This window comes from Escherichia sp. E4385 (assembly GCF_963883145.1).
In the GTDB taxonomy this organism is placed as follows: Bacteria; Pseudomonadota; Gammaproteobacteria; order Enterobacterales; family Enterobacteriaceae; genus Escherichia.
On sequence record NZ_CAWOOJ010000010.1, the window covers coordinates 77954 to 104851 of the forward strand.

Genomic DNA, 26898 nt, shown 5'->3' on the forward strand with positions numbered 1-26898 from the left:
CTTCATTATTACTTCGCCATTTCTTCCAGCAGGTCAATACCAACCGGCTCTTCGCTCTGTAGCGCTGTTAATGCAATACGCTTTGCATACTGCTCTTCCACATCAGAGATGAGAGGCCGCTCGCGGTTCGCCCTGGTCTTCAGGAAAGGTGAAGACGGTTCAGATGCCGCCAGGCTGTTATTCACAACCCATGCCCACGGCTCGATCCCGGCCCGGCGCAGATCGGACTGCAGGTTTGCAGCTTCCAGTACAGGTGTCGTTTCGGCAAGCGTCACGATAATCACCTTCGTCTTCTCCGGATCCTGCAATTGCATCATTGGAGTGATGACGTGGTCATGTGTTTGCCCCATCTGACGCACCATTTCCCGGTGATAGGCTCCAGTCGCATCCAGTAGCAGGAGCGTATGGCCCGTTGGCGCGGTGTCCATAATGACAAAATGGTCGTCTGCCTCTTTGATGATTCGGGAGAATGCCTGGAAGACGGCAATCTCTTCAGTGCATGGCGAGCGGAGGTCTTCCTCCAGCACCGCCAGCCCTTCTGCATCTAATCCTTTGCCCTGATTTTCCAGGACAAAGCGGCGATAACGTTCTGTCTCTACCTTCGGGTCGATACGGCTGACCTGAAGATTGGGCAGCGAGCCATCCAACGTGTAAGACAGATGTGCTGCCGGATCGGATGTGGTCAGGTGGACTTTGTGGCCACGTTTCGCCAGCGATACCGCGACTGATGCCGCAACGGTCGTTTTGCCCACGCCGCCTTTCCCCATCGTCATGACCAACCCTTTTCCTGTTTGACTGAGTTCATCCACTAACGAGGAAAGTTTCGGTAAATCCAGAGCATTTAGCGTTGTATTGGAGAGCGACAGTGGCGCTTTGCTCTCTGTTAATAACTCTCGCAGGGCTTCCAGACCGACCAGATTAAATGGCTTCAGAGACAGCTGCGAGCGGGGAAGATTAACCAGATTATCAGGCATTGCCTGTAATGCTTTTTCTTCCCGAGCCAGAATACTTTGTGCCAGTGGATCATTTTCACCGGCAAACGGCGGCAGCACACCATTAATGGCAAGGTGTTGATGCTGCAAACCAATAGCAGAAAGCTCATCGTGCGTATGAGAAACCTCTTTCAGCGTTGAAGCCTGAGCTCGGGCAACCAGCACTAAGCGTGTGAGAGCTGCGTCGGACAGCGCTTTAACCGCATCGGAGTACTGGTGCTGTTGTTTCTCAAGCCCTACCAGAGGTCCAAGGTTTGCAGCGGCATCAGGGTTCGCTTCGAGATAACCGCTCCAGGCTCCCGGCAATTCAAGCATGCGGATGGTGTGACCGGTTGGCGCGGTATCAAATACGATATGGTCATATTTTTCCCGCAGCTCATGATTGGTCAGCAGACCAGTAAACTCATCAAACGCAGCGATTTCCGTGGTGCATGAGCCGGAGAGCTGCTCTTCAATACTGCTGACCACATCGGCTGGCATCAGCCCGCGAACCGGGTCGAGCACGCGGTCACGATAAGCCTGTGCTGCAGCCATAGGGTCAACTTCCATCGCGGCAAGATTTTCTACGGTACTGATATCTGTAATTCGGTGGCCGATAGTCTGGCTAAAGACCTGGCCGACATTGGAAGCCGGATCGGTACTCACCAGAAGCGTTCTCTTACCCTGATCGGCCAGCCATACCGCAGTAGCACAGGCCAGAGATGTTTTACCCACGCCACCTTTACCGGTGAAGAAGATGAACGGGGGAATGTCTTTTAAAAATGGCATATTCATCAGTGATTGCTCCTCTGGAATTAAGGCATACGTGGAATGCTGCAGCAACGTGGTTGCGTACTGTCTTCACTCCAGTCCTGAGTAAGCGCAATACCTGCCCAACGGGCGATATCTTCTCGCGTCGGGAGTTTGCCTGCCATTACGAGCTTGCCGTTGAGCAAGGTGACAGGAAGGGACTCCATCCCTGATGTGCTCAGGAACTCTTTGATGACAGGGGTATTCAGGAACTGCTGCGGGTTCTTCGCAAGGCTGTAGCGCTGAATATCAACGCCATTCTTTTTCGCCCATTCGGCGCTGGCGTTCCATTTGACTGCTTCGTCGCTGATCACAACGCTACTGGTTGCGCAGCAGCCTGCTGCTTCAAAGATCTCAATTTTTGACATGGACTGTTTACCTCAGTGTTTAGTCATTTGGCTTTACACTGAGGTAAACGAAGGTGACGGGAAAAAGATGCGCGATTAATTCATTTTTTTGTGGCAGCAGACGGGAGATGTGTCATCCGCCTCAATCTGACAAAGTTCTGTCATCGTTTCTTTCAGGTGCTTTCTGGCCCGAAGCAAACGGGATTTAAACGCCGTAAGCGTAATTCCCAGTTCATCGGCCAGAGACTGCTGGGGACGCCGGTTAAGGTCGGACTCTTCAATCAACCATCGCTCATCTTCGGGTAAAGCCTGTAATGTTTCAGGCAGGCAAATATCCAGCGTTGAGATTGCATCAGGGGATGCGTCTGTTAATGGGGCATCTTCTTCCAGCTCAACAAACTCCCTGGTGGTGCGGTACTCATCAATCAGCAGATTCCTCGCCGCCCGATATAGCCAGGCTCGCGGATTCTCCATCTCGCAGAAACTGTCTGAATGAGCGCGGGCACGCAGGAATAGCTCTTGCAGAAGGTCTGCTGCTTTTTCGCTATCACCTGTCTTCGATGTCAGAAAGTGAGAGAGTTCGGCTTCATGTTGCTGCCAGAACACGCTCATGCAGTTGTTGAATGCCGTTACATCACTCATAGTAGCCCTCAAATTTTGCTCTGATTAACCCGCCGGGAAAGCTCTTCTGCCGACTCTTTTCGTTCGCTGTAGCGATCAACGAGATAGGCTGAGTTACCTCGGGTTAGCAGAGTAAATTTCACCAGTTCTTCCATTACATCCACGATGCGGTCGTAATAAGACGACGGTTTCATTCGTCCATCTTCATCAAACTCCTGCCAGGCTTTTGCCACGGAGGACTGATTCGGGATGGTGATCATCCGCATCCAGCGGCCAAGAATGCGCATCTGGTTTACGGCGTTGAAAGACTGAGATCCACCGCAGACCTGCATAACGGCCAGCGTCTTACCCTGAGAAGGGCGAACAGCGCCTTCCGATAGTGGTATCCAGTCAATCTGGGCCTTCATGATGCCGGTCATCGCTCCATGGCGTTCAGGTGAGCACCACACCATGCCTTCGGACCAACGAACCAGCTCACGCAGCTCCATTACTTTAGGATGCGAGTCAGGCGCATCATCAGGAAGAGGCAAGCCAGAAGGATTGAAGATCCGCACCTCTGCGCCCATGGCAGTCAGCAACCTTGCAGCTTCCTCAGTTGCCAGTCGGCTGTAGGAACGTTGGCGCACAGATCCGTACAGCATCAGGATACGAGGAGGATGGGGAACGGCAGGAACGCCGAATCTTGCCTCTGTGATTGAGGTGTCAAACAAACCCGAATCAACATTCTTCAGATCGCCTGTCATTTTACTTCTCCGTCATCTGGGGCAGGGTGAGGCAGTCGTCAGTCCCTGAGCAGCATTCTTCTGTCAGGAAGGTAATGAGAGCCTCAAGGTTCTCATATCGAGCATGGCAATAGAGCGTTCTACCCTGGCGCTCCTGGTGTACCAGGGAGACAGATATCAGCGAGGAAAGATGATGGCTCAACGTAGACGCAGGGATTTCGAGCCGCTTCTGCAGTTCGCCAACAGGTAGCCCCTCATGCCCGGCTTTAACGAGCTCTCTGTAAACGCTAAGGCGCGTGGGATGACCCAGCTCTTTCAGGGTGTCTGCTGCTTTTAGGAGATCAATTAACATATTAATTCCATATTTCCGGTTTAGTGGAAATATAGCTTATTCCATGGATAACACCAAATTCCAGTTATCTGGCTCTCATAAGTTTTGATGGAAAGAGTATGTTTTAGGGACAGGTATCCGGTTTGTCAGTTTCGGGGGAGCTGACAGAACACCTCACTCTTCTACAAAATTAAATTCCCTGACGCAGGGCTGAGGTTGGTAAATGTGAAATGGAAGATGATTGATCTTGAAGCCCTAAGTATTGATGAAAGTATAATATAATGATGTCGATTTTGTAATTCAGGACTGATGTGTTTTACTTTCTTGATTCGTGAATACGAAAATGTAACCATTGTTCCACATCACTTTTTAACCAACGGGAGGCTCTGCCCAACTTAATTGGTTTAGGGAATGCCCCATCCTGTATCAGCTTGTAAAACCATTTGTCGCTCAGGCCAGTAAGTTGAGTGATGAATTTCATGTCAATAAACTGATCTTCCAGTAAAGCAGGTTTAGTTATCATATTGATGTGTTCCGGTAAGTTATATTAACCGGAGCTGTAGCAAACTATTTTACTACCGGCTCCTCCACATCAACGTGTTGTCCTGTAAAAAATTAGCACTGACGCGGTCTTCCACGATTGCTTCTTAAAGGTATGTTGTTCTTGTCCACATACACACCTATACCTTTTTGACTGTTTTTTGCCAGATAACTAATAATATATCTCAGGTTATTTATATCTTCAGGATTGCGATGATCGACAACACGCTCAACGCTGGCAACAAACTCTCTTTTATTTCTGCAATGATGGAAGTATCCCTCATTATCGGTACATGCTGCCCACTCATCTCCAATCATCCGAACTAACATGTAAGGATTATTGTGTTTTTGTCCGTTCAGATAAAATACTGCATGGACATGTAGCCCTTTATCAGATGAGCATTCGATAACCCAGTAATAGCCGGTTATTGATTTGTTAGCTTTAATCTCATTAATTAGGCGGTGCATGTCTTTTGCCATTACATCGATACTCTGTTTTTGATATCGCACACTGTTCTTTCTCCAGCCGAAATCAATTCTTACAGCAAGTATTCGTGAGTAACGGTTAAACATCTCATCAAGATGCTCATTAATATCACTGATAATTAGTGGATGCATTTCGTAGTTAGGGTTTGCATTGTAGGTAGTTGTCATGATTTATCCTCTGTAGTGTTCAATAGACAGGGGTATCATGTTTTTTATCAGAAGCTAGTTTCTTCAGCGATGAGTTTCATTCAAGCGGGATATGTGTGGAATGGAGTAAGCGGGGTAAGGAGGGCTATGTTAACACTTCTATAGATAATATTAAAAAACCTTAATTCGATTATCTCCGCAGATTGTCCCCCCTTATCAGTCTTCTGACCGTTAAGTAAGGCATTAACTACTCTTGCACCGCCTGCTTAATAGCTCGTGCTTCTACGCTAAAACCCTCCTGCTTAATGACAATGTCACCTTTGATCTCAGATGAAGGCTCTGTCTTGTATAAAAAATTTTCTTTAGTTAGTAAGCTTAACTATTGGCAATGCAGAAATTTCGATTTTGTAGCATGGTGAACCCTATGAAACCATCAGTCATGAACAAATATTGATCACTTATAATTACTAAAACATTACGATTTTAGCTGCCATTTATTAGTAATAAATTGACATTTTATCGTGTGATTGATGTAGTGGTTCTTGATAGTTTTAAGCCTTCTAGTGACGTGACAGGGGAACATAATGACGTTGATGGAGTATGAGCGTTGCAGGAAGTATCATCAGTATGTGAGGTATCTGAGTGAGCATCTCGGTGTGTCTGTTGATATGAAAACCGTCAATTCCTTCTGTTCACCGGCGCAGTACGCACAATTGATTCATTCGAAATTAGATCAGCTTTTTGATAATTCATCTCAGAAAAGAAAAACTATAAGAGAGATGAAACTGTATGCCACAATGCATATTGTGTCTGAAAAACATTTTGACTGGATGAAATCAAACAGGCGCATTGCCTGTTTTGCATGGTTCTGGATTTTTAGCAAACCTAGTTTAGAACTGAGAAAACTTAACTTAACAAATAATAACACTGCAGCATCTAATGCAATACCTTCATTCCTCACTGAGGAAATATTGGGGCAGTATTCAAGCGATGTAGACTTTGAAGCATTAAAGAAATATCCGATCAAAACGTCAGGTGAAAAGAACGTTAAACTCAATGACAGGGCAAACGTGAATGATGTCAGCGCGTTGGGCACACATGAGGTGATCACTGTATCCCACAGCGCAAACGGTATTAATTTCGAAAGACTTACTCCTGTATATGATTCAAAAGAAAGTTATGTGCTGTCACTGATGAAGGAAATTGATAGCTTCAGCTGCGATGTAAATGGAAAAATTAGTATCATTAATGAGCTCTATCATTCGTGGGTAAATACCTTTAATGAATTCCCTTTACCATTTTCATGGATTGATCTGGATGAAGAAGAAAATGTCTACTGGTTATGGAATTATATGTATAAGAGCTATGTCGGTTGTGATGTACAGCCAGCCACCAGCAGGCAAATGAAGGACTTTGCTGTTGCAACCTTTGATTGTTGGACTGGCTGGAGTGCAGAACAGGCTGTTATTATGAATGTGAAGGATGGTGATTTTACGCCAGGAAGGGAGATGAGCAAGCAGGAGTTTCTCGTGCGAGCACGCAATTCCTGGATACAAAAACGCCATCGGGATAAAAAATCCAAAGACAGTTCAGGTATTAAACTGACAGCGCAATCTAAAAAGAAATTAATGTCTTTGCATAAAGCCACTGGCATTGAGTCAAATGTATTACTTAAATCCTTTATTGATGAAGCATGGAGAAAAATGACATCCGATGGAAAGGAGTGATTAAAAATATTATAGATATATATCATCTCCATGAAGACTAATCAGTTAAGGCAGGGCCACGAGGTTCTGCCTAATTATTTTATTTCTCCGGAGATGCTTTTATGCATAACTCAGATAATGTTCAAGCAATTCAACAAACACTGTCAGTTCTGCCTGATTGGGTATCGGAACGTATTTTACAACACATAAATAACCTGACAAATTACGAGCCGGTTATAGGGATTATGGGCAAAACTGGAGCCGGTAAATCCAGTCTTTGCAATGCACTCTTTGCTGGGGAGATATCGCTGGTCAGTGATGTGGTCGCCTGTACGCGTGAGGCACTGCGCTTTCGTCTGCAGGTCGGTGAACGTCTGATGACAATCGTTGATTTGCCCGGCGTGGGAGAAAGCAATGCCCGCGATGCCGAGTATGCTGCGCTGTACCGTGAACAACTACCCCGACTCGACCTTGTTCTGTGGCTGATTAAGGCTGATGACCGTGCTCTGGCGGTGGATGAACACTTTTATCATCAGGTAATTGGTGAGACTTACCGGCATAAGGTGCTGTTTGTTATCAGCCAGTCAGATAAGACTGAACCCACCAGCGGTAGTCGTCAACTGTCCACGGAGCAAAAGCAGAATATCAGCCGCAAAATCTGCCTGCTGCATGAACTGTTCCGGCCTGTACATCCTGTGTGCGCCATTTCAGTTCGGGCTAAGTGGGGATTGCGGATGATGGCTGAGCGGATGATTAAGTGTCTACCGCGAGAGGCCAGTAGTCCCGTGGTGGCGCAACTGCAGACTCCCTTTCGCACAACAGCAGTCCAGGAAAAAGCGCGTAACGATTTTGGTGAAACCGTCGGGGCGGCGCTGGATGCGGTGAGTGCGCTGCCGCTGATACCAGCTCCGGTGCGGGCAGTCATACGCGCGGTGCGCGATACAGTGGTGTCGGTTGCCCGTACCGTCTGGAACTTCTTCTTCTGAATATTTAATCCTGCCAGTAGTTTCCCGAGCCCTGTCGCCTTCATGCGACGGGGCTTTCTTTTATTTGTTTTCCCCATGTTGAGGAGTCTGCTTATGACCCGTCTGGCTTCGCGCTTTGGCGCTGCAAACATTATTCGTCGTGACCGTCCGTTAACCCGTGAAGAGCTGTTTCGCGTGGTACCCAGCGTATTCAGCGAGGACAAACATGAATCCCGTAGTGAAAGATACACATATATACCCACCATCTCTTTGCTAGACAGCCTGCAGCAGGAGGGTTTCCAGCCGTTCTTTGCCTGTCAGACCCGTGTGCGGGACCCGGGTCGTCGTGAACATACGAAGCATATGCTGCGCCTGCGTCGGGAGGGGCAGATCACCGGTAAACAGGTGCCGGAAATTATTCTTCTTAACTCTCATGATGGCACCAGCTCGTACCAGATGTTGCCGGGATTATTCAGAGCCGTGTGTCAGAACGGCCTCGTCTGCGGCGAATCGTTTGGCGAGGTGCGGGTGCCCCACAAAGGGGATGTGGTGAGTCAGGTGATTGAGGGGGCCTATGAGGTGCTGGGGATTTTCGACCGCGTGGAAGAAAAGCGGGATGCCATGCAGTCGTTGCTGTTACCGCCACCTGCGCAGCAGGCACTGGCAAAAGCCGCACTGACGTATCGCTTTGGTGAGGATCACCAGCCAGTTACTGAATCGCAGATACTCTCCCCGCGCCGCTGGCAGGATGAGAGCAATGACCTGTGGACCACTTATCAGCGTGTGCAGGAGAACCTGATTAAGGGTGGCCTCAGTGGCCGTAATGCCAAAGGCGGACGGTCGCATACCCGTGCTGTGCGTGGCATTGACGGGGACGTGAAGCTCAACCGGGCACTGTGGGTGATGGCGGAAACGCTGCTCACGCAGCTGCAGTAGCCGCTTTATGTTACCACATTGTTAATATCGGACATCACCTGTCCGAGTTGCGACGTGCTGGCGGTCCTCACTCCCCCGGGAATGGTCTGTAAACCCCGCCACAACTGACATTTGCAGAAATGAAAAAAAGTTACTGCGGTGTCCATACCCTGACCGCGCCCCTCTTTAAAGTAATCACATCATTTTCAGTCAGTTAACTTTCCCGGAGAACCTCTCATGACACAGGCAGAACGCCGCCATGACCGGCTGGCAGTCAGGCTGTCGCTGATAATCAGCCGTCTGGTGGCCGGGGAGACGCTGAGCGTGCGTAAGCTGGCGGCAGAGTTTGGCGTATCAATTCGCACGCTGCGGAGGGATTTTCGTGAGCGTCTGATGTACCTGGACCTTGAGTATCAGTCCGGCTACTGCCGCCTGCGCACTGCTGGCAGTGAGATGCAGATGGTGCCGGATGTACTTATCTTTGCCCACCGTAGCGGGCTGGCCGGGCTTTTTCCGGGTTTTGACCGCCGACTGGTGAATGCATTGTTGATGTGTGATGAAGCACCCTGCGTTATACCGCCTGCCAGTCCGGCGTTCTCACCGTCAGAGCCTCTGTCATTCTGGCGACTGGTTCAGGCAATTACTGACCGCAGAAAAGTCACGCTGCTTGCTGACGGGCAGCGCTGCGAGCGACTGGCCCCGTGCCGGTTACTCATCCACCAGCAGACCTGGTATCTGATTGCCGAGCATAACGGACATATTGCCGTGTTCACCTTGGATGAAATTCATCTGGTTCAACCCCTGCAGGAGTCTTTCAGACGTAACGACAATTTATGCCGTCTGGCTGAAGACCCGGTGTTCATTCAGGCTTTACCCCATTTTCGATTTATTCAGCAGTCACTGCTTGCGTTTGTTCCGGCTGATAACAGGCCGGAATAGCGCAGCTATTTATCCACCTGGCAGCAAAGAGGAGCCCGATGCTGTTATCGCCAGTATCGTCAAAAATCGGGGTATTCAGCCGACTCCTTGCCCTGACACTGCCCACTGATGTACCGGTAGGTATTATCCGGGGCATTTATGTATTCACAAAAACTATTCATCTAATTTCAGTAAGGAAAAAAATGAAACTGATTAAATTATTACCTCTGCTGGCAATGATTGCGGGCTCCAGCTTTGCTGCATCACCGGAGAGTACGGTCAAAGCATCAGGCTGTCTGGCGGTAAACGATATGCTTGAGAACCTCAATTCGCGGGAGTCCTGTGTTTCAGTAGATATCACCAGAACCTTATCTGAAGGCCGTTATCTGGTGGTTGCTAACCTGAGTAACGGCAACATCTACCCGGTCCGTATGACCCTCAGTGACGGTGTCATTACGGCACGTCCGGACACGGATGAGATTGATAAGCTCAATCAGCAGCAGGCGCAAAAGCGCCGGGAAGAGCAGTTACAGAAAAAGCTCGATTATTACAAAGCCCACCCACAGAAAGAGAGCGGGTTCGACAAAGCGAAAAAGGCACATCTGAATCTTACTCAATATCACTCAGCCGCCTGCAGGGCCATTGGTCAAAAAGTATGGGATTCCATTCATGAAGATGTGTCGTGCCTGATGATTGAGAATGCACAGCCGGTCAGTGATAACACTCAAACAGGAACGGCCATTCTGCGCGGGCCAGGTGCGAGCAAATTTAAGCTCCCGGTGAAGTTCAGTGTGATTCAGGAGGATTTTATCCGTGTTGACGCCGATATTGCTCCAGCTGCGCTGGCACAACTAAAGGCACAGATAGACGCGTATAAAGAAAAACTGAATCAGCGCTAATTAACTGAAAAGGATAACAGTATGAAAATTAAACCCTGTTTACCTGTCCTGCTGTCTCTTCTGGCCCCTGCCTTCACTCATGCAACAGTGACCGAACAACAGTGGGGTGAATGGTACGGCAATACGGGCGGTATGGAGTTTGCACTCAGCAGCGACAATCAGGCCGGAGAGAAGCTGACCATCAGTTGCAGCAATAAAAAGATGGTTGTGGCCTGGCAGCTCCCGAAGGAGGATTACCGCGCCACCTCTGATGAAGGAATGAGCGAAGTGTATCTTCTGATAAACGATGAAAAATACTCGCTTGAGAATGAAACTCTGCTTCCGGGTGAGGCTGTTCCGGCTCAGGTGGCTTTTGAAGCACTGAAGCACACAGGAGCAAAAGACACACTGGCTTTCACCGCCTTTCAGTCAGGGGAATCGAAACCGTTCAGTGCCCGTGGCTTGCATGATTCGCTGAAAGATATCACCTGGCAGGATTGTCTCGATCAACCCTGACGGCTTTTCACATAAGTCATTCGACCAGCCCTGTAGCCCATGTGTAACAGGGCTTTTTACTTTTTAAGGTGTTCATCATGCCTGAATCCCCGTTACTACCACCTGGTTCTTTTACCCGGCAGCAGGCCGAAGCCATTATCTGTTGGTACCACAACGTCACCGTCGGAGATGACCATCACACGCATTTTCGTCTGGTTGTGTGCGACGATGATGGCTGCATGGTCTGGCGGGCCTGGAACTTTGAACCCGATGCCGGTGCAGGACTCAATCCATATATCCGGCGCTATGGCATCCGCAGGTCGTTACTCACCGACTGAAAAACCTCATTCCCGACAGCCACATATCCCGGCCCCTCCCTTATTACCTCATACGCCAGCCATCGTCGCTGGCGTTTTTTATTGACGGAGACATACCCATGACAACAGCGACACAAAGCAACCTCGCATCTGCTGCTAACGAATCTGATTTTGAACTGACCGTAATGCAGGTACCTGACGAACAGCGTATCTGCTTCTGGCCTCCGCACTTTGGCGCTATCCCGCAGTGGATAACGCTGGAACCCCGCATTTTCGCCTGGATGGGCCGCTTCTGTGCGGATTACAGCGGTGGTATCTGGTCCTTTTACACCCTCAGCAATGGCGGCGCGTTTATGGCCCCTGATGCTGACAGTGACGATAAATGGCGTCTGTTCAACAGCATGAACGGTAATGGTGCTCAAATGAGTGCAGAAGCCGCAGGTATCGCGGTCTGCCTGATTGAATACAGCCACCATGCCTGCCGTACAGAGTGTGACGCAATGACCGCGCACTATTACCGCCTGCGGGACTATGCCCTGCAGCATCCTGAAGCACACGCCATTTTGCGTATCATTGACTGACCGGAGGAGCAACGAATGAAACAGCTTTCCTTTTTACCCGGCGAGATAACGCCACAGGACCGGCGTCTCATCCAGCGGGCACTCAGGGCTCTGGACCGGCACCTGCATGAGCCCGGGGTAGCCTTCACCTCCACCCACGCCGTACGTGAATGGCTACGGCTGCATATGGCCGCACTTGAGCGGGAAGAGTTCCGGGTGCTGTATCTGGACAATCAGAATCAGTTGATTGCCCATGAGACGCTCTTTACCGGCACGATTAACCGCACTGAAGTCCATCCCCGGGAGGTGGTCAAGCGAGCTCTGTATTTCAATGCGGCAGCGGTAATACTGGCGCATAACCATCCTTCCGGCGAGACGACGCCCAGCCAGGCCGATAAAACTCTCACGCAGCGACTGGTGCAGGTGCTTCAACTGGTGGATATCCGTGTCCCTGACCATCTGATTGTTGGTGGCAGGCAAATCTATTCGTTCGCAGAACACGGTCTGCTGTGAGGTATTACATGAAAATTATCAGTAAACGCCGGGCAATGACGATATACCGCCAGCATCCTGAGTCCCGAATCTTTCGCTACTGCACCGGAAAATATCAGTGGCACGGTAGCGTCTGTCATTACACCGGCAGGGAAGTTCCGGATATTTCTGGTGTCCTGGCGGTATACGCCGAACGCCGCCAGGACACCAGCGGACCTTATACCTGTCTGATGAGTATCACCCTGAACTGACAATAAAGAGGTTATAAATGAGCAACCCCACATGGGGCCTGCAGCGGGATATCACGCCGTGCCTGGGAGCACGTCTGGTGCAGGAGGGCAACCGGCTGCACTATCTGGCTGACCGAGCAAGTATCACCGGTAAGTTTAGTGATGCCGAAAGCCTGAAGTTGGATGTCGTATTTCCACATTTTATCAGTCAGATGGAATCGATGCTGACCACTGGTGAAATGAATCCCCTCCATGCCCACTGTGTCACCCTGTACCACAACGGTTTCACCTGCGAAGCCGATACCCTTGGTAGTTGCGGCTACATATACATCGCCATTTATCCCACTCAGCGCTAACAAATTTCACGAGAGCAAACATGAAAAATCTACCTGCTACAATTTCGCGGGCGGCGAAGCCCTGTCTGTCGCCCGTTGCAGTCTGGAAAATGTTACTTACTCGTCTGCTTGAGCAGCACTATGGCCTAATGCTAAGCGACACACCTTTTAGCGATGAAATCGTTATAAAGGAGCATATCGATGCCGGTATCACTCTGGCTAATGCCGTTAACTTTCTGGTAGAGAAATATGAGTTAGTTCGTATTGATCGCAATGGATTTACCTCTCAGTTACAAGCACCATATTTGACTGCGACAGACATTCTTCAAGCCAGGAAAGCGTGCGGGCTGATGAGCCGGTGTTCTTACAGGGAGGTAAGTAATATTGTTCTTAGCCGATCACGGCTGTGAGGGGATGGAGATCTGCGAAGGTTTCCACGATACGTGAAGAATTTGATGAGATTAACGACTCGATGAAAGTCTCATCGAGTCGCATGAAAAACAAGGTGGGGGCACAAAAGGGGGCATTTATAAAGATGAAACAAGAAAATAGTTATATTTATCAAAGAATATATGTGGTGTGTTATGTTCCTATTATCGCAACATTTCAAACTCTTCCCAAGTCTATCTAAGTCAATTGACCCCGCACATACTACAGCTCACTGCCCGTTCCTTATCTTCCATTATCAACCGTATTTTCTTTAATGCGTTATCTGGTTACACAGGTAGTCCGCTGGTTGTTTTGGGGGCGAGATTGTTGATTATTACAGGTGTTCGAACCGGAGAGTGGAGAGCGGCGCTCTGGAGCGAATTCAACCTCGATAAAGCGATATGGGAGATCCCTGCGCAACGGATGAAAATGAGGCGACCACATATTGTTCCGCTTTCAATTCAGGCAATTACAATACTCAAAACGCTTCAGATAATGACAGGAAATTATCCTCTAGTGTTTCCTGGTCGTAAGGATCCAAATAAGTGCATGAGTAAAGCGCCGGTGAAATAGCATGGAGCTACTGCCTGTAACTCCCGGAGCGGATACCGGGTTTTATGGTTGATACAATTCATATATCACAACTGACAGGATCATCACGTTCAATACGACGCTGATTGCGAAGTAGGTTCTGAATGGCTGTTTCTGTGTTTTATGTCGAAAGACCTGTTGACCAATAATTGCACCAACCCAACCTCCGACAAAGCCAAACACCAGCAGAGTTGCTTCTGGCACTCTGCGCCAGCCTCTACGTGCAGCCAGCTTATCAGTACCATAAATTACCAGGGTGAGCAGGTTTACGCATGTAACCCACGCAGCAAACGGCTCCGCCAGTAACACACTGCTGGCAGCCGTTAAAAGGAGGAGCAAATAGCAAAAACGATTCAGATTCATGGCGTATTTTAGTCATACCAGGCATGCGCTTGCTATCATTTTTGTATATCTCCCTAAACGGAATGGACTCAATTTTGGGGATTATGATGTTGTGTAAGTATCCCGCATAATCGTGGCTAGTTTTTGTTGACCACTTCAATCCCTTGTATAACAGTTTCGATACGCTCTTTTATTTCCTCAAGTTGTTGCTGACGACCTTCAGGTGTTAATGTCTGATCTTCGTTAACATCCAAAACCCATCGACGAGGAAGCAATGCGCCAAAAACAATATCCATTAGCATTCCAGCGCAATTACCCGTATTTTTAACAGCAATACGCCCTTGAGCTTGCTGAATATCCAGCCATTCGATTAACAGTTCTCTTGAGCGAAGCGTTTTAGTGGCATATAAATAGTCTGAAAGCTCTGGAAAGAGAATTGATTCACGTGTCATTAATTTTAAGAGTGCTTCTCTCTCTTTAGCTTCTTCTTGACTTATATCTAATCGGAATATACGAAACAGAGTTTCATTAATGGGGAGCTTCTCGTTTTCCGGTCTTGGGAGATCGAGGAACAGGGCTTTATATTCTTTAATTACTTCTGAAAAAATTTCCTTCTTATTACTGAATACCTCATAAATTGTTCTTTTTGATACTTTTGCCCGACGAGCAATTTCTGTGGTTGAGGTTTGGGCAAAACCAAGCTCAATGAAGGCACTATACGCGCCAATAACTATCGCTTTCTTACGCTCATCAAGCCCCGCACTTTTAGGTCTTCCCCGTCGCACCGGCGTCCTCACTTCGCTCTTGTTCATCAAAATATTTACTCCTGCATTCATTTTTGGTACTTGACCAGTACCAAAAATGGTATCACTATACCAACAACATAAGCAATGATCATAACATGGTGTATGAAAACAACCAGGTAACATCACTTCATAAAATACAGGTCCTTATTTATGAGTCGATTAAATAATAGTATCTGCCCCATTCGTGATCCCCAGGTTATACGTGTTCTGGAACGCATGAATAATGAACGCAAACATCCCCCGCAGGAACTGTTTCGCGAAGCTCCGGCACTTGATCCTGAAAAATTTTCCAGTTATGGCTTTTCCATAGCCCCAGAACAGGGGGAACTCATCTACTTACTGTGCCGGGCAATGAAAGCCACTCGCGTTGTGGACTTTGCAACTTCTGTAGGTATGTCAGCGCTCTATTTTGCCGCTGCGATGAAAGATAATGGTGGCGGACTGGTGATTGGTTCTGAAATGGTACGGGAAAAGGCTGAAGTCGCGTCTCGAAATCTGGCAGAGGCAGGTCTTACGTCTTTTGTTGATATTCGTATCGGTGATGCGAGAGAAACGCTGAAAGATCTCGGTGGTCCTGTCGATTTTATTCTTATTGATGGTTTCCCTCTTGCGGATGGCCCAAGCCTCGCTCGTAAGGTTACTGAGATCGTTGCGCCACAGTTACGAGTAGGAGGATATATATTAAATGATAACGCAGAACCGGATTTTTTATCTTATGTTCGTGATCCACAGAATGGTTTTATTTCTATAACATTGCCGATAAAACGAGGTACAGAGTTAGCACTGAAGATAAGTTAAATACAAGCACGAATGATAAAGTTGAAAAAATATAGTCCTGGTATCATGCTGATATTTATTTAATTTTTATCAAAAGTAAAGAGGACATTTATGCCGACGCGCAGAGAGTTTTTAATTAAAAGTATTGCGGGTGCTTTAGTTGTTTCAATGCCTCGCATTGTATTCGCAAACACAAACAACAAGGCAATAAAGGCTACAGCTATTACACAAGTTTTTGGTGACGGAGTTCGACTTATTGCGATAGCTGTAGAATTTGAAAAGCCTATAAATAAGGAAGAACTTTCGTCAACAGAGTTTAGCGTAAAAAATTATCATATCAATAAAGTGTTTATCAGTCAGTCAACAGCTTTGGTTGAGGCAAAATCAGGTAAGTACGCGATTCTTGAACTGGACCACAGCAAACCACAAAATGAATGGCAAGAAACTATAACGGACCCAACAATACAAAAAGCAGTTCCCAAAAAAGGGCAAGGTAAACCCTCCTGGGTTGCAGGAGAAAAACTAAACCAAACTATTAGATATAAAGATGCATCTGCAACTGTGATTACACAAAATACCACGCTGGAAACTAACGCCGTTTCAAATCTGGTGGTCGATAGTTTTAGACAAGGTAAATATAAAGAAAATGAAAGTGGAAAAATACTAGAATATAATTTCTTTATTCCTGAAGAACAAAATAAAGTATTGCCATTGGTTCTTTTTATGCATGATGCAGGGGCTACCAGTGCACAAATAACAACGACTCTGTTTCAGGGGCTAGGCGCAGTAATTTGGGCAGAACCGGAAGAACAACTGAAACGTCCCTGCTATGTTTTAGCTCCTCAGTATAATGAAATCATTGCTGATGATGACTGGCGTACATCTACGTTGCTTGATACAACAATAAATCTTGTTCAGTCTTTGATGAAAGAATATAAAATAGATCCTGAACGTATTTATGTTACTGGTCAGTCAGGGGGATGTATGCTGGCCATCGCTATGAATATCAAATATCCTGACTTTTTCACAGCGAGTTACCTGGTTGCAGGAAAATGGGATGCGGAACAGGTTGCTCCAATAGCTAAAAACAAATTGTGGTTTATGGCCTCAGAAGATGATGCAGGGGCTTTTCCCAGCTTCAACGCGATTACTGAACGTCTTGAGCAGTTTGGGGGAAAAGTTTCTCGTGCAGCATGGAATGGTCAATGGGACCCTGAACAATATCGATTTGCTGCCGACACATTGTTTGAAGAACAAAGTAATATCCGTTATACCGTTTTTATAAAAGACAGTGTATTTGATGAATACTCTTCGCGAGAAGGTGCCAGCGGGCATCGTAACACATGGCGTATTGCTTACAGTATAGAACCAGTTCGTGAATGGTTATTTAACCAACGCAAACAATAAAGTGTAGGCCAGACTGTCATCAGGTATCGTGTTGGCAGTCATTTTTACCGAGAGACAGAATGAAGGCGTTATTATTTGTAATTCTATTTTTTTCTGCATCTGTATATGCAGATACTCCACCAAAAATGAATTTTGATGAAATAATAACGCGCTCTGCTCAGGGAGATGCAGAAGCGCAAGCCAGATTGGGGGAAGCATACCTGAATGGAAACTACAATCAAACGGTGAATTATACTGAGTCTTTTAAATGGTTGACGAAATCAGCAGCCAGCGGAAACCCCCGCGCGAAACTGGATTTAGGGATTTTATATCTTAATGGATATGGCGTACCGTATGATTATGCAAAAGCCTTAAGCCTTTTTGAGCAAGCTGACCTGGCGGGAGAAATGAAAGCTGCACGTTATCTTGGGATTATTTATGAAAGAGGATTAGGCGTTCCTCAGGATTATAATAAAGCGGCGAAATATTATAAGAAAGGCGATAAAAATAATGATATTACGGCGCAGTATCGTCTGGCTAAACTTTATGAACAAGGTAATGGCGTAAAACGCGATTATCAAAAAGCGATAAACCTTTATCTTAAACATATCAGCAGAATGGATCATATCACTGCTCCCAGTTTTGTGGCTTTAGGTGATATTTATTCTTTGGGATTGGGCGTAGAGAAAAATCCACAACTGGCTAAAAAATGGTATCAAAAAGCGGTTGATGCGGCTCATACACAGCATCAGCAGGTAGCAAGCCATTAATGAGTAAGAAGATACGTTTGCAGGAAAGTTAATGCTGGCGTACTGAATACACCAGCGTTAATCAGGCATGATTATGCAGCCAGCCAGGTGTCGTTGAACCTTCAAACTCAGAGTTAACGCTTTTTCTTGCGCCTCTGAACAGCCTTAAAGCGGGGATTAGATTTGCAAATGACATATAGCCGTCCTTTTCGCTTCACAATCTGACAGTCTGGATATGTGGGATTCCCGCAGCTAACTGAACGTGCCGGAAGTGAGAGATGTTGTTGGCTATCGTTGGTGACGGCACTATTCATGCTGATTTATGTCACTACCTGCTGATCGGTATGAACGCATTGAGAATGTGGGTGAGCCTTGCTTTACCGGCTGATTATTTATCACGCAGCCAAAGTAACAATTTGGTGAACCAACATGCGCATTGGGTAACTAAAATGCTGACTCAATGCGCAATCTCTTTTAGTGCGGCACAAATACGGTTTCTTTAAACTTCCCTTCGAAACCGTACGAATATCCTTCCCCACTGGCATAACTCTTACAAAGTAGGTGGAGGATACATATTTTAAATATCACCTAAGGGAATTGTTTTTAGATGTAATTAATAGTAATGGAGGAATAAATAAGCATATTCTACAACTGCAACCAAAACAACAATATTAATCAGCTTATTACTGATTTCTTGTATCTTATTCTCTTTCATTGGTATTTCCTCGCTTTAAAAAAGAGCGCACCTCATAAGCGCCTCTTATATAGATAACGAGTTTGGTCAATCAATTTTTTGAACTGTATCACAAATTTGGAAAGATGTATTACATCAATTATTACTAATCGCACACAAGTGATCCATAGTTTACGCTGAGATTGGCCCTGAGGATTACGCTGCTCTCCTTGTATGATCCCCGCATAATTGTGCTATTCACACTTAGAAATGTACCGTGTTTACAATCTGCTGAGACTGCATTTTCGTCGTAAGGACAAGCCATGGAACCGATGCTCATGATAAACAGTCCATGGCACATCATTTACTATTTACTTATAGATTTCAGCAACTCCGTGCAGTTTGTTATTCCCCGTGGTAGACAGGATTTTGAACGACGTTGCTCCTTGCTCATCAGCCTTACGAGAAAGCGCATTCGATAACTCATCAAGCGTCAAGGCATTGCTGGCTGAGATTACACCAATCTTTTCTTTGCCATCTGTATGATTAATTTCTTGCGCTGCAAATGCAACATTCACCGAAATAAAGCCCATGACTAATGTAGTAACAAGTAGTGTTTTCATAACTAATACCTAATCTAAGTTATATGTTTGAAAATGAATTAATATAGGAGAGAACGTCTCTTTCCTGATAATTGTACAGATTAAAGCTGTCATAATACTGACCGCTATATGATAAAATTGTCATATTTTAAAATTAGTTAACCTTGGTGTGCAGATTCAGGTCATTAATAATACATTCAGGTTCTTCACGCAGAGGCATATTGTCTATATCGAAAACCCCATCGTTTTTTTGAGGATTATCACTCTGCAGGTTTGCAAACAGAGGGGGCAGATCCTGCTGCGCTTCTCCTCGTTCTGCGACCAGTTCGAATGTTTTATTTTTAGCGGCGTCGTTGCTCAGGGTACTGACCAGAGCTACGGGCTGATGACCCATTGCAATAGCGGTATTTACTACATGAATACCGATGCATCTTGTTGCTCCTGCAACGAGTATTTTCATGGTAAACCTCATGATAATTAATCTTTATTTTCGATACATACAGATTATCAATTATCATAATTGTCAGTAATGTAGCTAAAATAATTGTATCTATGAACGCCCTTCATGAGTGCGCTTTGAAAAGTGTGGATAAGGATATGATTGCAGTGCGGATTGGACCAGAGATGCGGATGGCCGTGGGGGGGCACCGGAGTATTTTGCCGCTAACGCCTTACCTGAAACGCCTCACGAGCTACAAAATCATCGCTGCATCAATATGCGTTTGCCAACCGCCGGTGGGCTTTACCACTGGGAGTTCGAGCGAGAAGGGAAACCACCTCGCGTCAAGGTTGAGGGGCAACTGACGTGTAGCCCATTGCCAGTAAGAATTGATGCCGCGTTATCAGGTTTTGGGATCGCTTTCTCTGAAGACATGGTTCAGAAGTATGTAAAGTCAGGCAAGCTTATTCAGGTGTTGCAGGAGTGGTGTCCAACTTTTCCAGGATATTACCTTTACTACCCCAGCCACAAGCAGCATCCGCCAGCTTTTGCGCTGTTGATCGTATTCAGAGTAACGGGTCCACATTTTGTTGTGGACCCGTTTGGGCATTAACGGCCTACGCGTGCCTGGTGCTCAGGCGAGTAACGTTCACCGACGATTTTAATTGTTTCCAGTGCCTCGGTTATCTGCTGCGTATCATTGCGCGAAAGAACAATGTCGACAGCACCCAGGTTTTCTTCCAGCCGGTGTAGTTTAGTGGTGCCAGGGATGGGTACAATCCATGGCTTTTGTGCTAACAGCCATGCCAGTGCGATTTGTGCAGATGTTACCCCTTTCTCCGCGGCCAGTTCACCTAACAAGGTGACCAGTTTTTCATTGGCTTCAATAGCTTGTGCCGCGAAACGCGGTACGGTGCTACGGTAATCATCCTTGCCGAAAGTGGTTCCTGGCTTAATCGACCCCGTCAGGAAACCTTTACCTAGTGGGCTGAAGGGTACAAAACCAATCCCCAGTTCCTCCAGCAACGGCAGAATTTCCTGTTCAGGCTCACGCCACCACATGGAATATTCGCTTTGCAGGGCGGTGACAGGTTGTACCGCATGTGCACGACGAATGGTTTGTGCTCCCGCTTCAGACAGGCCGAAATGTTTGACCTTACCTTCTGCAATTAGGTCTTTCACCGTTCCTGCAACATCTTCAATAGGAACATCCGGATCAACACGGTGTTGATACAGAAGGTCAATGACATCAGTCTTAAGACGGCGTAATGAGCCTTCAACGGCTTCACGGATATGCTCCGGGCGGCTGTTTAAAATCTGCTGCTTATTATCATCGCCGAAGGTAAAACCGAATTTAGTGGCAATCACCACACGGTCACGAAACGGTTTTAAGGCTTCGCCGACCACTTCTTCATTCAGATACGGACCATACACTTCGGCGGTATCGAAGAAGGTGACGCCACGTTCAACCGCAGCACGAATAAGTTCGATAGCCTGACGGGTATCGGTCGCCGGGCCGTAGCCGTGGCTTAAGCCCATGCAACCGAGCCCAAGGGCGGAGACTTCGAGTCCGGATTTACCCAGATAACGTTTTTGCATTGAATGAATACCTCTTTTATCGCGGCTTAAACATCAAGTTTGCGGCCAGTCAGCCATTCCACCATTGTGGGATCGCGGTGAGAGAAGAACGCGCTGGTTGCGGTATCCAGGGCGGTAATTTGCAGCATATCTTCAGGGCTGAGTTCAAAATCGAGAATGTTGATGTTCTCTTCCATGCGTTCTTTTCGCACTGATTTTGCCAGTGAAACAATGCCTCGTTGGTAGATCCAGCGCAGAACAACCTGGCCCACGCTTTTGCCATACTTCGCGCCGATTGCCGTGAGAACAGGATGCTGGAACAGACCATTTTTCCCTTCCGCAAACGGTGCCCAGGCTTCTGGCTGAATGCCACGACTTTGCATCCACGGAACGGCCTGTAATTGCTGGTTGAAGGGGTTAACTTCAATCTGGTTTACCGCCGGAACGACTTTATTAAAGGCGATAAGGTCAGCCAGTCGGTCAGGATGGAAGTTACTGACGCCAATAGCGCGGATCTTGCCTGCCTGTTGCAGTTCTTCCATGGCGCGCCAGGCACCGTGGACATCACCGTATGGCTGGTGAATCAAATACAGGTCAACGTAATCAAGTTGCAGTCGATTCAGAGAGCGTTCGAACTGGGCTTTGGCCCCTTCGTAACTGGTATCCTGCAACCAGAGTTTGGTGGTGACAAAGAGCTCGTTACGGGCGATACCGCTTTGTTTCAGTGCGTTCCCGACCTGGGTTTCATTTTGATAGGAGGCGGCGGTGTCAATCAGTCGATAACCGGTGTTAATAGCGTCAATGACCGCTCTTTCGCATTCGGCGGCATCGGTCATCTGAAATACACCAAAGCCCAGCAGGGGCATTTCAATACCGTTGTTCAGTTTTACTTTTTGCATGGTGTTATCCTTCCGTTATCGTTCATGAGAAGCATAACGTAAAGGGAAGAGCTCGATTAGACGGCAGGATCTGTCAGGGGTTATGAACGAAATTCATAAATCTGTTTGAGTGTTGAGATGAGTCGTGCAAGTTCGATATCCCCGGAATTTACAGTCTGATGAAGGAAAATGAATATCCATAAAAAATATATTGGTTTATCCTGGCGTATATACCTACTTCGACGTATTGCCAATCGTGATAAATTAAAGGCAGGTCATTATTATTCACTCTGAATAATGAATTATTCACTGTCCGCAGACTAAGAAATATAACTTAGGTATCTATTTAATGACTTGCACAAAAAGCTAAATTTTCACCCATAAATAAAAATATAATCCCGCGCCCAACCACCTGATGAGTGGCTACAGGCACTGGATATATTAGGTGGCGGTGTACTTTCTTACATAAAGGTATTTCCTTTTCTGCGGAAAAGGAAACCGGGAAATTCCCGGTTTTTCTGACAAGCGGACGCCATTATTTGTGTCTGCCTATGTTCGTTAATTCGTTCATCAGGAAATTATCTCAATGTCACGTTATAAAACAGGTCATAAACAACCACGATTTCGTTATTCAGTTCTGGCCCGCTGCGTGGCGTGGGCAAATATCTCTGTTCAGGTTCTTTTTCCACTCGCAGTCACCTTTACGCCGGTAATGGCGGCACGTGCGCAGAATGCGGTTCAGCCACGGTTGAGCATGGAAAATACTACGGTAACTGCTGATAATAATGTGGAGAAAAATGTCGCGTCGTTTGCCGCAAATGCCGGGACATTTTTGAGTAGTCAGCCAGATAGCGATGCGACACGTAATTTTATTACCGGGATGGCCACCACTAAAGCTACCCAGGAAATCCAGGAGTGGCTCGGGAAATATGGTACTGCGCGCGTTAAACTGAATGTCGATAAGGATTTCTCGCTGAAGGATTCTTCGCTGGAAATGCTTTATCCGATTTATGATACACCGACAAATATGTTGTTCACTCAAGGGGCAATACATCGTACAGACGATCGTACTCAGTCAAATATTGGTTTTGGCTGGCGTCATTTTTCAGGAAATGACTGGATGGCAGGGGTGAACACCTTTATTGACCATGATTTATCCCGTAGTCATACCCGCATTGGTGTTGGTGCGGAATACTGGCGCGATTATCTGAAACTGAGCGCCAATGGTTATATCCGCGCTTCTGGCTGGAAAAAATCGCCGGATATTGAGGATTATCAGGAACGCCCGGCGAATGGTTGGGATATCCGCGCAGAGGGCTATTTACCTGCCTGGCCGCAGCTTGGCGCAAGCCTGATGTATGAACAGTATTATGGCGATGAAGTCGGGCTGTTTGGTAAAGATAAGCGCCAGAAAGACCCGCATGCTATTTCTGCCGAGGTGACCTATACGCCAGTGCCTCTTCTGACACTGAGCGCCGGGCATAAGCAGGGCAAGAGCGGTGAGAATGACACTCGCTTTGGCCTGGAAGTTAACTACCGAATTGGCGAACCTTTGGCGAAACAACTCGATACGGATAGCATTCGCGAGCGTCGGGTACTGGCAGGCAGCCGCTATGACCTGGTTGAGCGTAATAACAATATCGTTCTTGAGTATCGCAAATCTGAAGTGATCCGTATTGCTCTGCCTGAGCGCATTGAAGGTAAGGGCGGGCAGACGGTTTCCCTGGGGCTTGTGGTGAGCAAAGCAACTCACGGTCTGAAAAATGTTCAATGGGAAGCGCCATCTTTGCTGGCCGCAGGCGGAAAAATTACCGGGCAGGGCAATCAGTGGCAAGTGACGCTCCCGGCTTACCAGGCAGGCAAAAACAATTATTATGCGATTTCTGCGGTTGCCTACGACAACAAAGGCAATGCCTCAAAACGCGTGCAGACAGAGGTGGTCATTACCGGAGCAGGTATGAGTGCCGAGCGCACGGCGTTAACGCTTGACGGTCAGAGCCGTATCCAAATGCTTGCTAACGGTAGTGAGCAAAAGCCACTGGTGCTTTCTCTGCGCGATGCAGAGGGGCAGCCAGTCACGGGTATGAAAGATCAGATCAAGTCTGAGCTGACGTTCAAGCCAGCTGGAAATATTGTGACTCGTACCCTGAAGGCCACTAAATCACAGGCACAGCCAACACTGAGTGAGTTCACCGAAACTGAAGCTGGGGTGTACCAGTCTGTCTTTACTACCGGAACGCAATCAGGTGAGGCAACGATTACGGTTAGCGTTGATGGCATGAGCAAAACCGTCACTGCAGAATTGCGCGCCACGATGATGGATGTGTCGAAGTCTACTCTGAGCGTGAATGAATCTTCAGGAGACGTGGTTGCCGATGGTCAGCAATCCCACACGCTGACGCTGACTGCGGTGGATACTGATGGTAACCCGGTGACGGGAGAGGCCAGCCGCTTGCGATTTGTTCCGCAGGATAGCAATGGTGTCACCATTGGTACCATTTCGGAGGTAAAACCAGGCGTTTACAGCGCTACGGTTTCTTCGACCCGTGCCGGAAACGTTGTTGTGCGTGCCTTTAGCGAGCAGTATCAGTTGGGCTCATTACAACAAACGCTGAAGTTTGTCGCCGGGCCGCTTGATGCAGCACATTCGACCATCGCCCTTAATCCAGAAAAACCGGTGGTTGGCGGTACAGTTACGGCAATCTGGTCGGCAAAAGATGCTAATGACAACCCTGTAACTGGCCTCAATCCGGATGCACCGTCATTATCGGGCGCAGCCGCTGCAGGTTCTAAGGCCTCAGGCTGGACGGATAATGGCGACGGGACCTGGACTGCGCAGATTTCTCTCGGTACTACGGCGGGTGAATTAGAGGTAATGCCGAAGCTCAATGGACAGGACGCGGCAGCGAATGCGGCTAAAGTGACCGTGGTGGCTGATGCGTTATCTTCAGGCCAGTCGACAGTCTCTGTGGCAAAAGATCGCGTAAAAGCAGGCGAAAGCACAACCGTGACGCTTATTGCAAAAGATGCGCATGGCAACGCTATCAGCGGCCTTTCCCTGTCGGCAAGCCTGACAGGTGCTGCATCTGAAGGGGCGACGGTATCCAACTGGACCGAGCAAGGCGATGGTTCCTATGTCGCTACGCTGACCACAGGCGGAAAGACAGGTGAGCTTCTCGTTATGCCGCTATTCAACGGCCAGCCAGCAGCCACCGAAGCCGCGCAGTTGACTGTCATTGCGGGGGAGATGTCATCAGCGAACTCTACGCTTGTTGCGGACAATGAGGCTCCGACCGTCAAAGCGACGACGAAACTCACCTTCACCGTGAAGGATGCGTACGGGAACCTTGTCACCGGGCTGAAGCCAGATGCACCGCAGTTTAGTGGTGCTGCCAGCACGGGGACAGAGCGACCTTCAGCAGGAGACTGGACAGAAACAAGTAATGGGGTCTACGTGGCGACCTTAACTCTGGGATCTGCCGCGGGTCAGCTGTCTGTGATGCCGCGAGTGAACGGCCAAAATGCCGTTGCTCAGCCACTGGTGCTGAATGTTGCAGGCGATGCTTCCCTGGCAGTGATCAGTGATATGACGGTGAAGGTTGATAACCAGCTGGCTAATGGACAGTCGACTAACCAGGTAACCCTGACCGTTGTGGACAGCTATGGCAACCCGTTGCAGGGACAAAATGTGACGCTGACTCTGCCGAAAGGTGTGACCAGCAAGACGGGGAATACGGTAACAACCGATGCGGCAGGTAAAGCCGACATTGAGCTGATGTCAACGGTTGCCGGGGAACACAGCATCGCGGCCTCAGTGAATAATACTCAGAAGACGGTTACGGTGAAATTCAAGGCGGATTTCAGTACCGGTCAGGCGAGTCTGGAGGTTGATGGCGCTGATCCAAAAGTGGCAAACGACAAAGATGCCTTTACGCTGACGGCAACGGTTAAGGATCAATACGGCAACCTTCTTCCTGGCGCTGTGGTCGTCTTTAATCTGCCTCGGGGCGTCAAACCGCTTGCAGACGGTAATATCATGGTGAACGCTGACAAGGAGGGTAAAGCGGAACTGAAAGTGGTTTCCGTGACTGCCGGAACGTATGAGGTCACGGCGTCGGCAGGAAATGACAAGCCTTCGGATGCGCAGACTATAACGTTTGTGGCCGATAAGGCTACCGCAACCGTCTCCGGTATTGAGGTGATTGGCAACTATGCACTGGCGGACGGCAATGCCAAACAGACGTATAAAGTTACGGTGACTGATGCCAATAACAACCTGTTGAAAGATAGTGACGTGACGCTGACTGCCAGCCCGGAAAATTTAGTTCTGACTCCCAATGGGACGGCGAAAACTAATGAGCAAGGGCAGGCTATTTTCACCGCCACGACTACTGTCGCAGCGAAATATACACTCACGGCGAAAGTGAGTCAGACCGACGGTCAGGTATCGACGAAAACTGCCGAATCTAAATTCGTCGCGGATGATAAAAACGCGGTGCTCGCCGCATCATCTGATGTAGATTCTCTGGTGGCGGATGGGGTAACGACCGCAACAATGACGGTTACCCTGTTCTCGGCAAACAATCCCGTAGGAGGAACTATGTGGGTCGACATTGAGGCTCCGAAAGACGTGACAGAGGCGGATTATAAGTTCTCGCCGTCGAAGGCCGACCATTTCTCGAGCGGGGAAATCAAGCGTACATTTAGTACCACCAAGCCAGGTACCTATACGTTCACATTCCACGCACTGACGTATGGCGGGTACGAAATGACGCCTGTGAAGGTGACAATTAACGCCGAGGCTGTAGAGACTGAAAAGGGCGAGGAGGAGATGCCATAATTTGAATAGTATGAACGTTACG

The 26898-nt window shown here is 47.8% G+C and carries 30 protein-coding genes and 4 pseudogenes; 19 read left to right on the top strand and 15 right to left on the bottom strand.

Going from position 1 to position 26898, the window contains the following annotated elements; translation table 11 throughout:
- Nucleotides 1-8 precede the first annotated feature (8 nt).
- The 7 genes from arsA to AACS80_RS09610 all read right to left on the bottom strand — a co-directional run bounded on the left by arsA (nt 9) and on the right by AACS80_RS09610 (nt 4996).
- Nucleotides 9-1766, bottom strand: a complete 1758-nt coding sequence (gene arsA / locus AACS80_RS09580; protein ID WP_135409537.1) for an arsenical pump-driving ATPase — start codon at nt 1764-1766, stop codon at nt 9-11.
- 20 nt (nt 1767-1786) lie between these two features.
- Nucleotides 1787-2149 (bottom strand): arsenic metallochaperone ArsD family protein, encoded by a 363-nt coding sequence (locus AACS80_RS09585; protein ID WP_135409538.1) that lies wholly within the window; start codon nt 2147-2149, stop codon nt 1787-1789.
- Nucleotides 2150-2224: 75 nt separating this feature from the next.
- Complete coding sequence (locus AACS80_RS09590; protein ID WP_135409539.1) at nt 2225-2770, bottom strand: sigma-70 family RNA polymerase sigma factor; 546 nt, start codon at nt 2768-2770, stop codon at nt 2225-2227.
- Nucleotides 2771-2778: 8 nt separating this feature from the next.
- Nucleotides 2779-3492: an arsenical resistance protein ArsH gene (arsH, locus tag AACS80_RS09595; protein ID WP_135409540.1), complete on the bottom strand. Its 714-nt coding sequence runs from the start codon at nt 3490-3492 to the stop codon at nt 2779-2781.
- Nucleotide 3493: 1 nt separating this feature from the next.
- Complete coding sequence (locus AACS80_RS09600; RefSeq protein ID WP_135409590.1) at nt 3494-3817, bottom strand: ArsR/SmtB family transcription factor; 324 nt, start codon at nt 3815-3817, stop codon at nt 3494-3496.
- Nucleotides 3818-4118: 301 nt separating this feature from the next.
- Nucleotides 4119-4325 (bottom strand): helix-turn-helix transcriptional regulator, encoded by a 207-nt coding sequence (locus AACS80_RS09605; RefSeq protein WP_135409541.1) that lies wholly within the window; start codon nt 4323-4325, stop codon nt 4119-4121.
- Nucleotides 4326-4417: 92 nt separating this feature from the next.
- Nucleotides 4418-4996, bottom strand: coding sequence for a YagK/YfjJ domain-containing protein (locus AACS80_RS09610; protein ID WP_135409542.1), 579 nt, complete (start codon nt 4994-4996; stop codon nt 4418-4420).
- Between the two features lie 563 nt (nt 4997-5559).
- Here AACS80_RS09610 and AACS80_RS09615 point away from each other — a divergent pair.
- The 13 genes and pseudogenes from AACS80_RS09615 to AACS80_RS09675 form a co-directional block, all read left to right on the top strand.
- On the top strand, nt 5560-6702 hold the full coding sequence (locus tag AACS80_RS09615; protein WP_138183765.1) for a hypothetical protein: 1143 nt from the start codon (nt 5560-5562) through the stop codon (nt 6700-6702).
- Nucleotides 6703-6803: 101 nt separating this feature from the next.
- A complete protein-coding gene (locus tag AACS80_RS09620) occupies nt 6804-7667 on the top strand; it encodes a GTPase family protein (protein WP_135409544.1) in 864 nt (287 codons plus the stop codon).
- Between the two features lie 93 nt (nt 7668-7760).
- The gene (locus AACS80_RS09625; protein ID WP_135409545.1) at nt 7761-8582 is read left to right on the top strand and encodes a DUF932 domain-containing protein; all 822 of its coding nucleotides are present in this window, start codon (nt 7761-7763) and stop codon (nt 8580-8582) included.
- Between the two features lie 216 nt (nt 8583-8798).
- Nucleotides 8799-9500, top strand: coding sequence for a WYL domain-containing protein (locus AACS80_RS09630; RefSeq protein WP_135409546.1), 702 nt, complete (start codon nt 8799-8801; stop codon nt 9498-9500).
- Nucleotides 9501-9682: 182 nt separating this feature from the next.
- Nucleotides 9683-10378, top strand: a complete 696-nt coding sequence (locus tag AACS80_RS09635) for a hypothetical protein (RefSeq protein WP_135409547.1) — start codon at nt 9683-9685, stop codon at nt 10376-10378.
- Between the two features lie 21 nt (nt 10379-10399).
- Complete coding sequence (locus AACS80_RS09640) at nt 10400-10873, top strand: hypothetical protein (protein ID WP_135409548.1); 474 nt, start codon at nt 10400-10402, stop codon at nt 10871-10873.
- A gap of 77 nt (nt 10874-10950) precedes the next feature.
- The gene (locus tag AACS80_RS09645) at nt 10951-11190 is read left to right on the top strand and encodes a DUF905 domain-containing protein (protein WP_135409549.1); all 240 of its coding nucleotides are present in this window, start codon (nt 10951-10953) and stop codon (nt 11188-11190) included.
- A 98-nt stretch (nt 11191-11288) separates the two neighbouring features.
- Nucleotides 11289-11750, top strand: coding sequence for an antirestriction protein (locus tag AACS80_RS09650; protein ID WP_135409550.1), 462 nt, complete (start codon nt 11289-11291; stop codon nt 11748-11750).
- 15 nt (nt 11751-11765) lie between these two features.
- Nucleotides 11766-12242 carry a JAB domain-containing protein gene (locus AACS80_RS09655; RefSeq protein ID WP_088583106.1) on the top strand — a complete coding sequence of 159 codons (477 nt, stop codon included), beginning with the start codon at nt 11766-11768 and terminating at the stop codon, nt 12240-12242.
- Between the two features lie 8 nt (nt 12243-12250).
- On the top strand, nt 12251-12472 hold the full coding sequence (locus AACS80_RS09660) for a DUF987 domain-containing protein (protein ID WP_135409551.1): 222 nt from the start codon (nt 12251-12253) through the stop codon (nt 12470-12472).
- 17 nt (nt 12473-12489) lie between these two features.
- Entirely contained in the window at nt 12490-12807 is a 318-nt protein-coding gene (locus AACS80_RS09665) for a type IV toxin-antitoxin system YeeU family antitoxin (RefSeq protein ID WP_135409552.1), read from the top strand.
- 20 nt (nt 12808-12827) lie between these two features.
- Nucleotides 12828-13196, top strand: coding sequence for a TA system toxin CbtA family protein (locus tag AACS80_RS09670; protein WP_135409553.1), 369 nt, complete (start codon nt 12828-12830; stop codon nt 13194-13196).
- 237 nt (nt 13197-13433) lie between these two features.
- A pseudogene (locus AACS80_RS09675) lies at nt 13434-13782 on the top strand (tyrosine-type recombinase/integrase); the annotation flags it as partial.
- Nucleotides 13783-13830: 48 nt separating this feature from the next.
- Here AACS80_RS09675 and AACS80_RS09680 read toward each other — a convergent pair.
- Both AACS80_RS09680 and AACS80_RS09685 read right to left on the bottom strand, forming a co-directional pair.
- Nucleotides 13831-14169 (bottom strand): DUF1294 domain-containing protein, encoded by a 339-nt coding sequence (locus AACS80_RS09680; protein WP_130210782.1) that lies wholly within the window; start codon nt 14167-14169, stop codon nt 13831-13833.
- A gap of 116 nt (nt 14170-14285) precedes the next feature.
- Nucleotides 14286-14960, bottom strand: a complete 675-nt coding sequence (locus AACS80_RS09685) for a TetR/AcrR family transcriptional regulator (RefSeq protein ID WP_135409554.1) — start codon at nt 14958-14960, stop codon at nt 14286-14288.
- 210 nt (nt 14961-15170) lie between these two features.
- Here AACS80_RS09685 and AACS80_RS09690 point away from each other — a divergent pair, with 210 nt between their 5' ends.
- The 3 genes from AACS80_RS09690 to AACS80_RS09700 all read left to right on the top strand — a co-directional run bounded on the left by AACS80_RS09690 (nt 15171) and on the right by AACS80_RS09700 (nt 17887).
- Nucleotides 15171-15752, top strand: coding sequence for an O-methyltransferase (locus tag AACS80_RS09690; protein ID WP_240725791.1), 582 nt, complete (start codon nt 15171-15173; stop codon nt 15750-15752).
- 90 nt (nt 15753-15842) lie between these two features.
- On the top strand, nt 15843-17138 hold the full coding sequence (locus AACS80_RS09695) for a PHB depolymerase family esterase (protein ID WP_138183766.1): 1296 nt from the start codon (nt 15843-15845) through the stop codon (nt 17136-17138).
- Nucleotides 17139-17197: 59 nt separating this feature from the next.
- The gene (locus AACS80_RS09700) at nt 17198-17887 is read left to right on the top strand and encodes a tetratricopeptide repeat protein (RefSeq protein ID WP_130218368.1); all 690 of its coding nucleotides are present in this window, start codon (nt 17198-17200) and stop codon (nt 17885-17887) included.
- A 113-nt stretch (nt 17888-18000) separates the two neighbouring features.
- Here the strand turns inward: AACS80_RS09700 and rpmJ are convergent.
- A pseudogene (gene rpmJ / locus AACS80_RS09705) lies at nt 18001-18102 on the bottom strand (50S ribosomal protein L36); the annotation flags it as partial.
- A gap of 42 nt (nt 18103-18144) precedes the next feature.
- On the opposite strand from rpmJ, the gene AACS80_RS09710 reads away from it, so the two are divergent.
- Nucleotides 18145-18369 (top strand): hypothetical protein, encoded by a 225-nt coding sequence (locus AACS80_RS09710; RefSeq protein WP_167852386.1) that lies wholly within the window; start codon nt 18145-18147, stop codon nt 18367-18369.
- A 110-nt stretch (nt 18370-18479) separates the two neighbouring features.
- Here the strand turns inward: AACS80_RS09710 and ykgR are convergent, their stop codons facing one another.
- From ykgR to AACS80_RS09725, 3 genes and pseudogenes are all read right to left on the bottom strand, one after another.
- On the bottom strand, nt 18480-18581 hold the full coding sequence (gene ykgR / locus AACS80_RS09715) for a small membrane protein YkgR (RefSeq protein ID WP_064530486.1): 102 nt from the start codon (nt 18579-18581) through the stop codon (nt 18480-18482).
- A 329-nt stretch (nt 18582-18910) separates the two neighbouring features.
- On the bottom strand, nt 18911-19162 hold the full coding sequence (locus AACS80_RS09720) for a DUF1471 domain-containing protein (protein WP_130210792.1): 252 nt from the start codon (nt 19160-19162) through the stop codon (nt 18911-18913).
- Between the two features lie 133 nt (nt 19163-19295).
- Nucleotides 19296-19514, bottom strand: a pseudogene (locus tag AACS80_RS09725) (SDR family oxidoreductase); the annotation flags it as partial.
- A 206-nt stretch (nt 19515-19720) separates the two neighbouring features.
- On the opposite strand from AACS80_RS09725, the pseudogene AACS80_RS09730 reads away from it, so the two are divergent.
- A pseudogene (locus AACS80_RS09730) lies at nt 19721-20193 on the top strand (LysR substrate-binding domain-containing protein); the annotation flags it as partial.
- On the opposite strand, the gene AACS80_RS09735 reads toward AACS80_RS09730, so the two are convergent.
- Together AACS80_RS09735 and AACS80_RS09740 are read right to left on the bottom strand one after the other, a co-directional pair.
- Nucleotides 20190-21179 (bottom strand): aldo/keto reductase, encoded by a 990-nt coding sequence (locus AACS80_RS09735; RefSeq protein ID WP_130218362.1) that lies wholly within the window; start codon nt 21177-21179, stop codon nt 20190-20192. The pseudogene AACS80_RS09730 and the gene AACS80_RS09735 sit on opposite strands and share 4 nt — an antisense overlap.
- A gap of 26 nt (nt 21180-21205) precedes the next feature.
- Nucleotides 21206-22057 carry an aldo/keto reductase gene (locus AACS80_RS09740; protein ID WP_135409557.1) on the bottom strand — a complete coding sequence of 284 codons (852 nt, stop codon included), beginning with the start codon at nt 22055-22057 and terminating at the stop codon, nt 21206-21208.
- Nucleotides 22058-22622: 565 nt separating this feature from the next.
- On the opposite strand from AACS80_RS09740, the gene fdeC reads away from it, so the two are divergent.
- The gene (gene fdeC / locus AACS80_RS09745) at nt 22623-26876 is read left to right on the top strand and encodes an inverse autotransporter adhesin FdeC (RefSeq protein WP_138183767.1); all 4254 of its coding nucleotides are present in this window, start codon (nt 22623-22625) and stop codon (nt 26874-26876) included.
- Nucleotides 26877-26898: the final 22 nt, after the last annotated feature.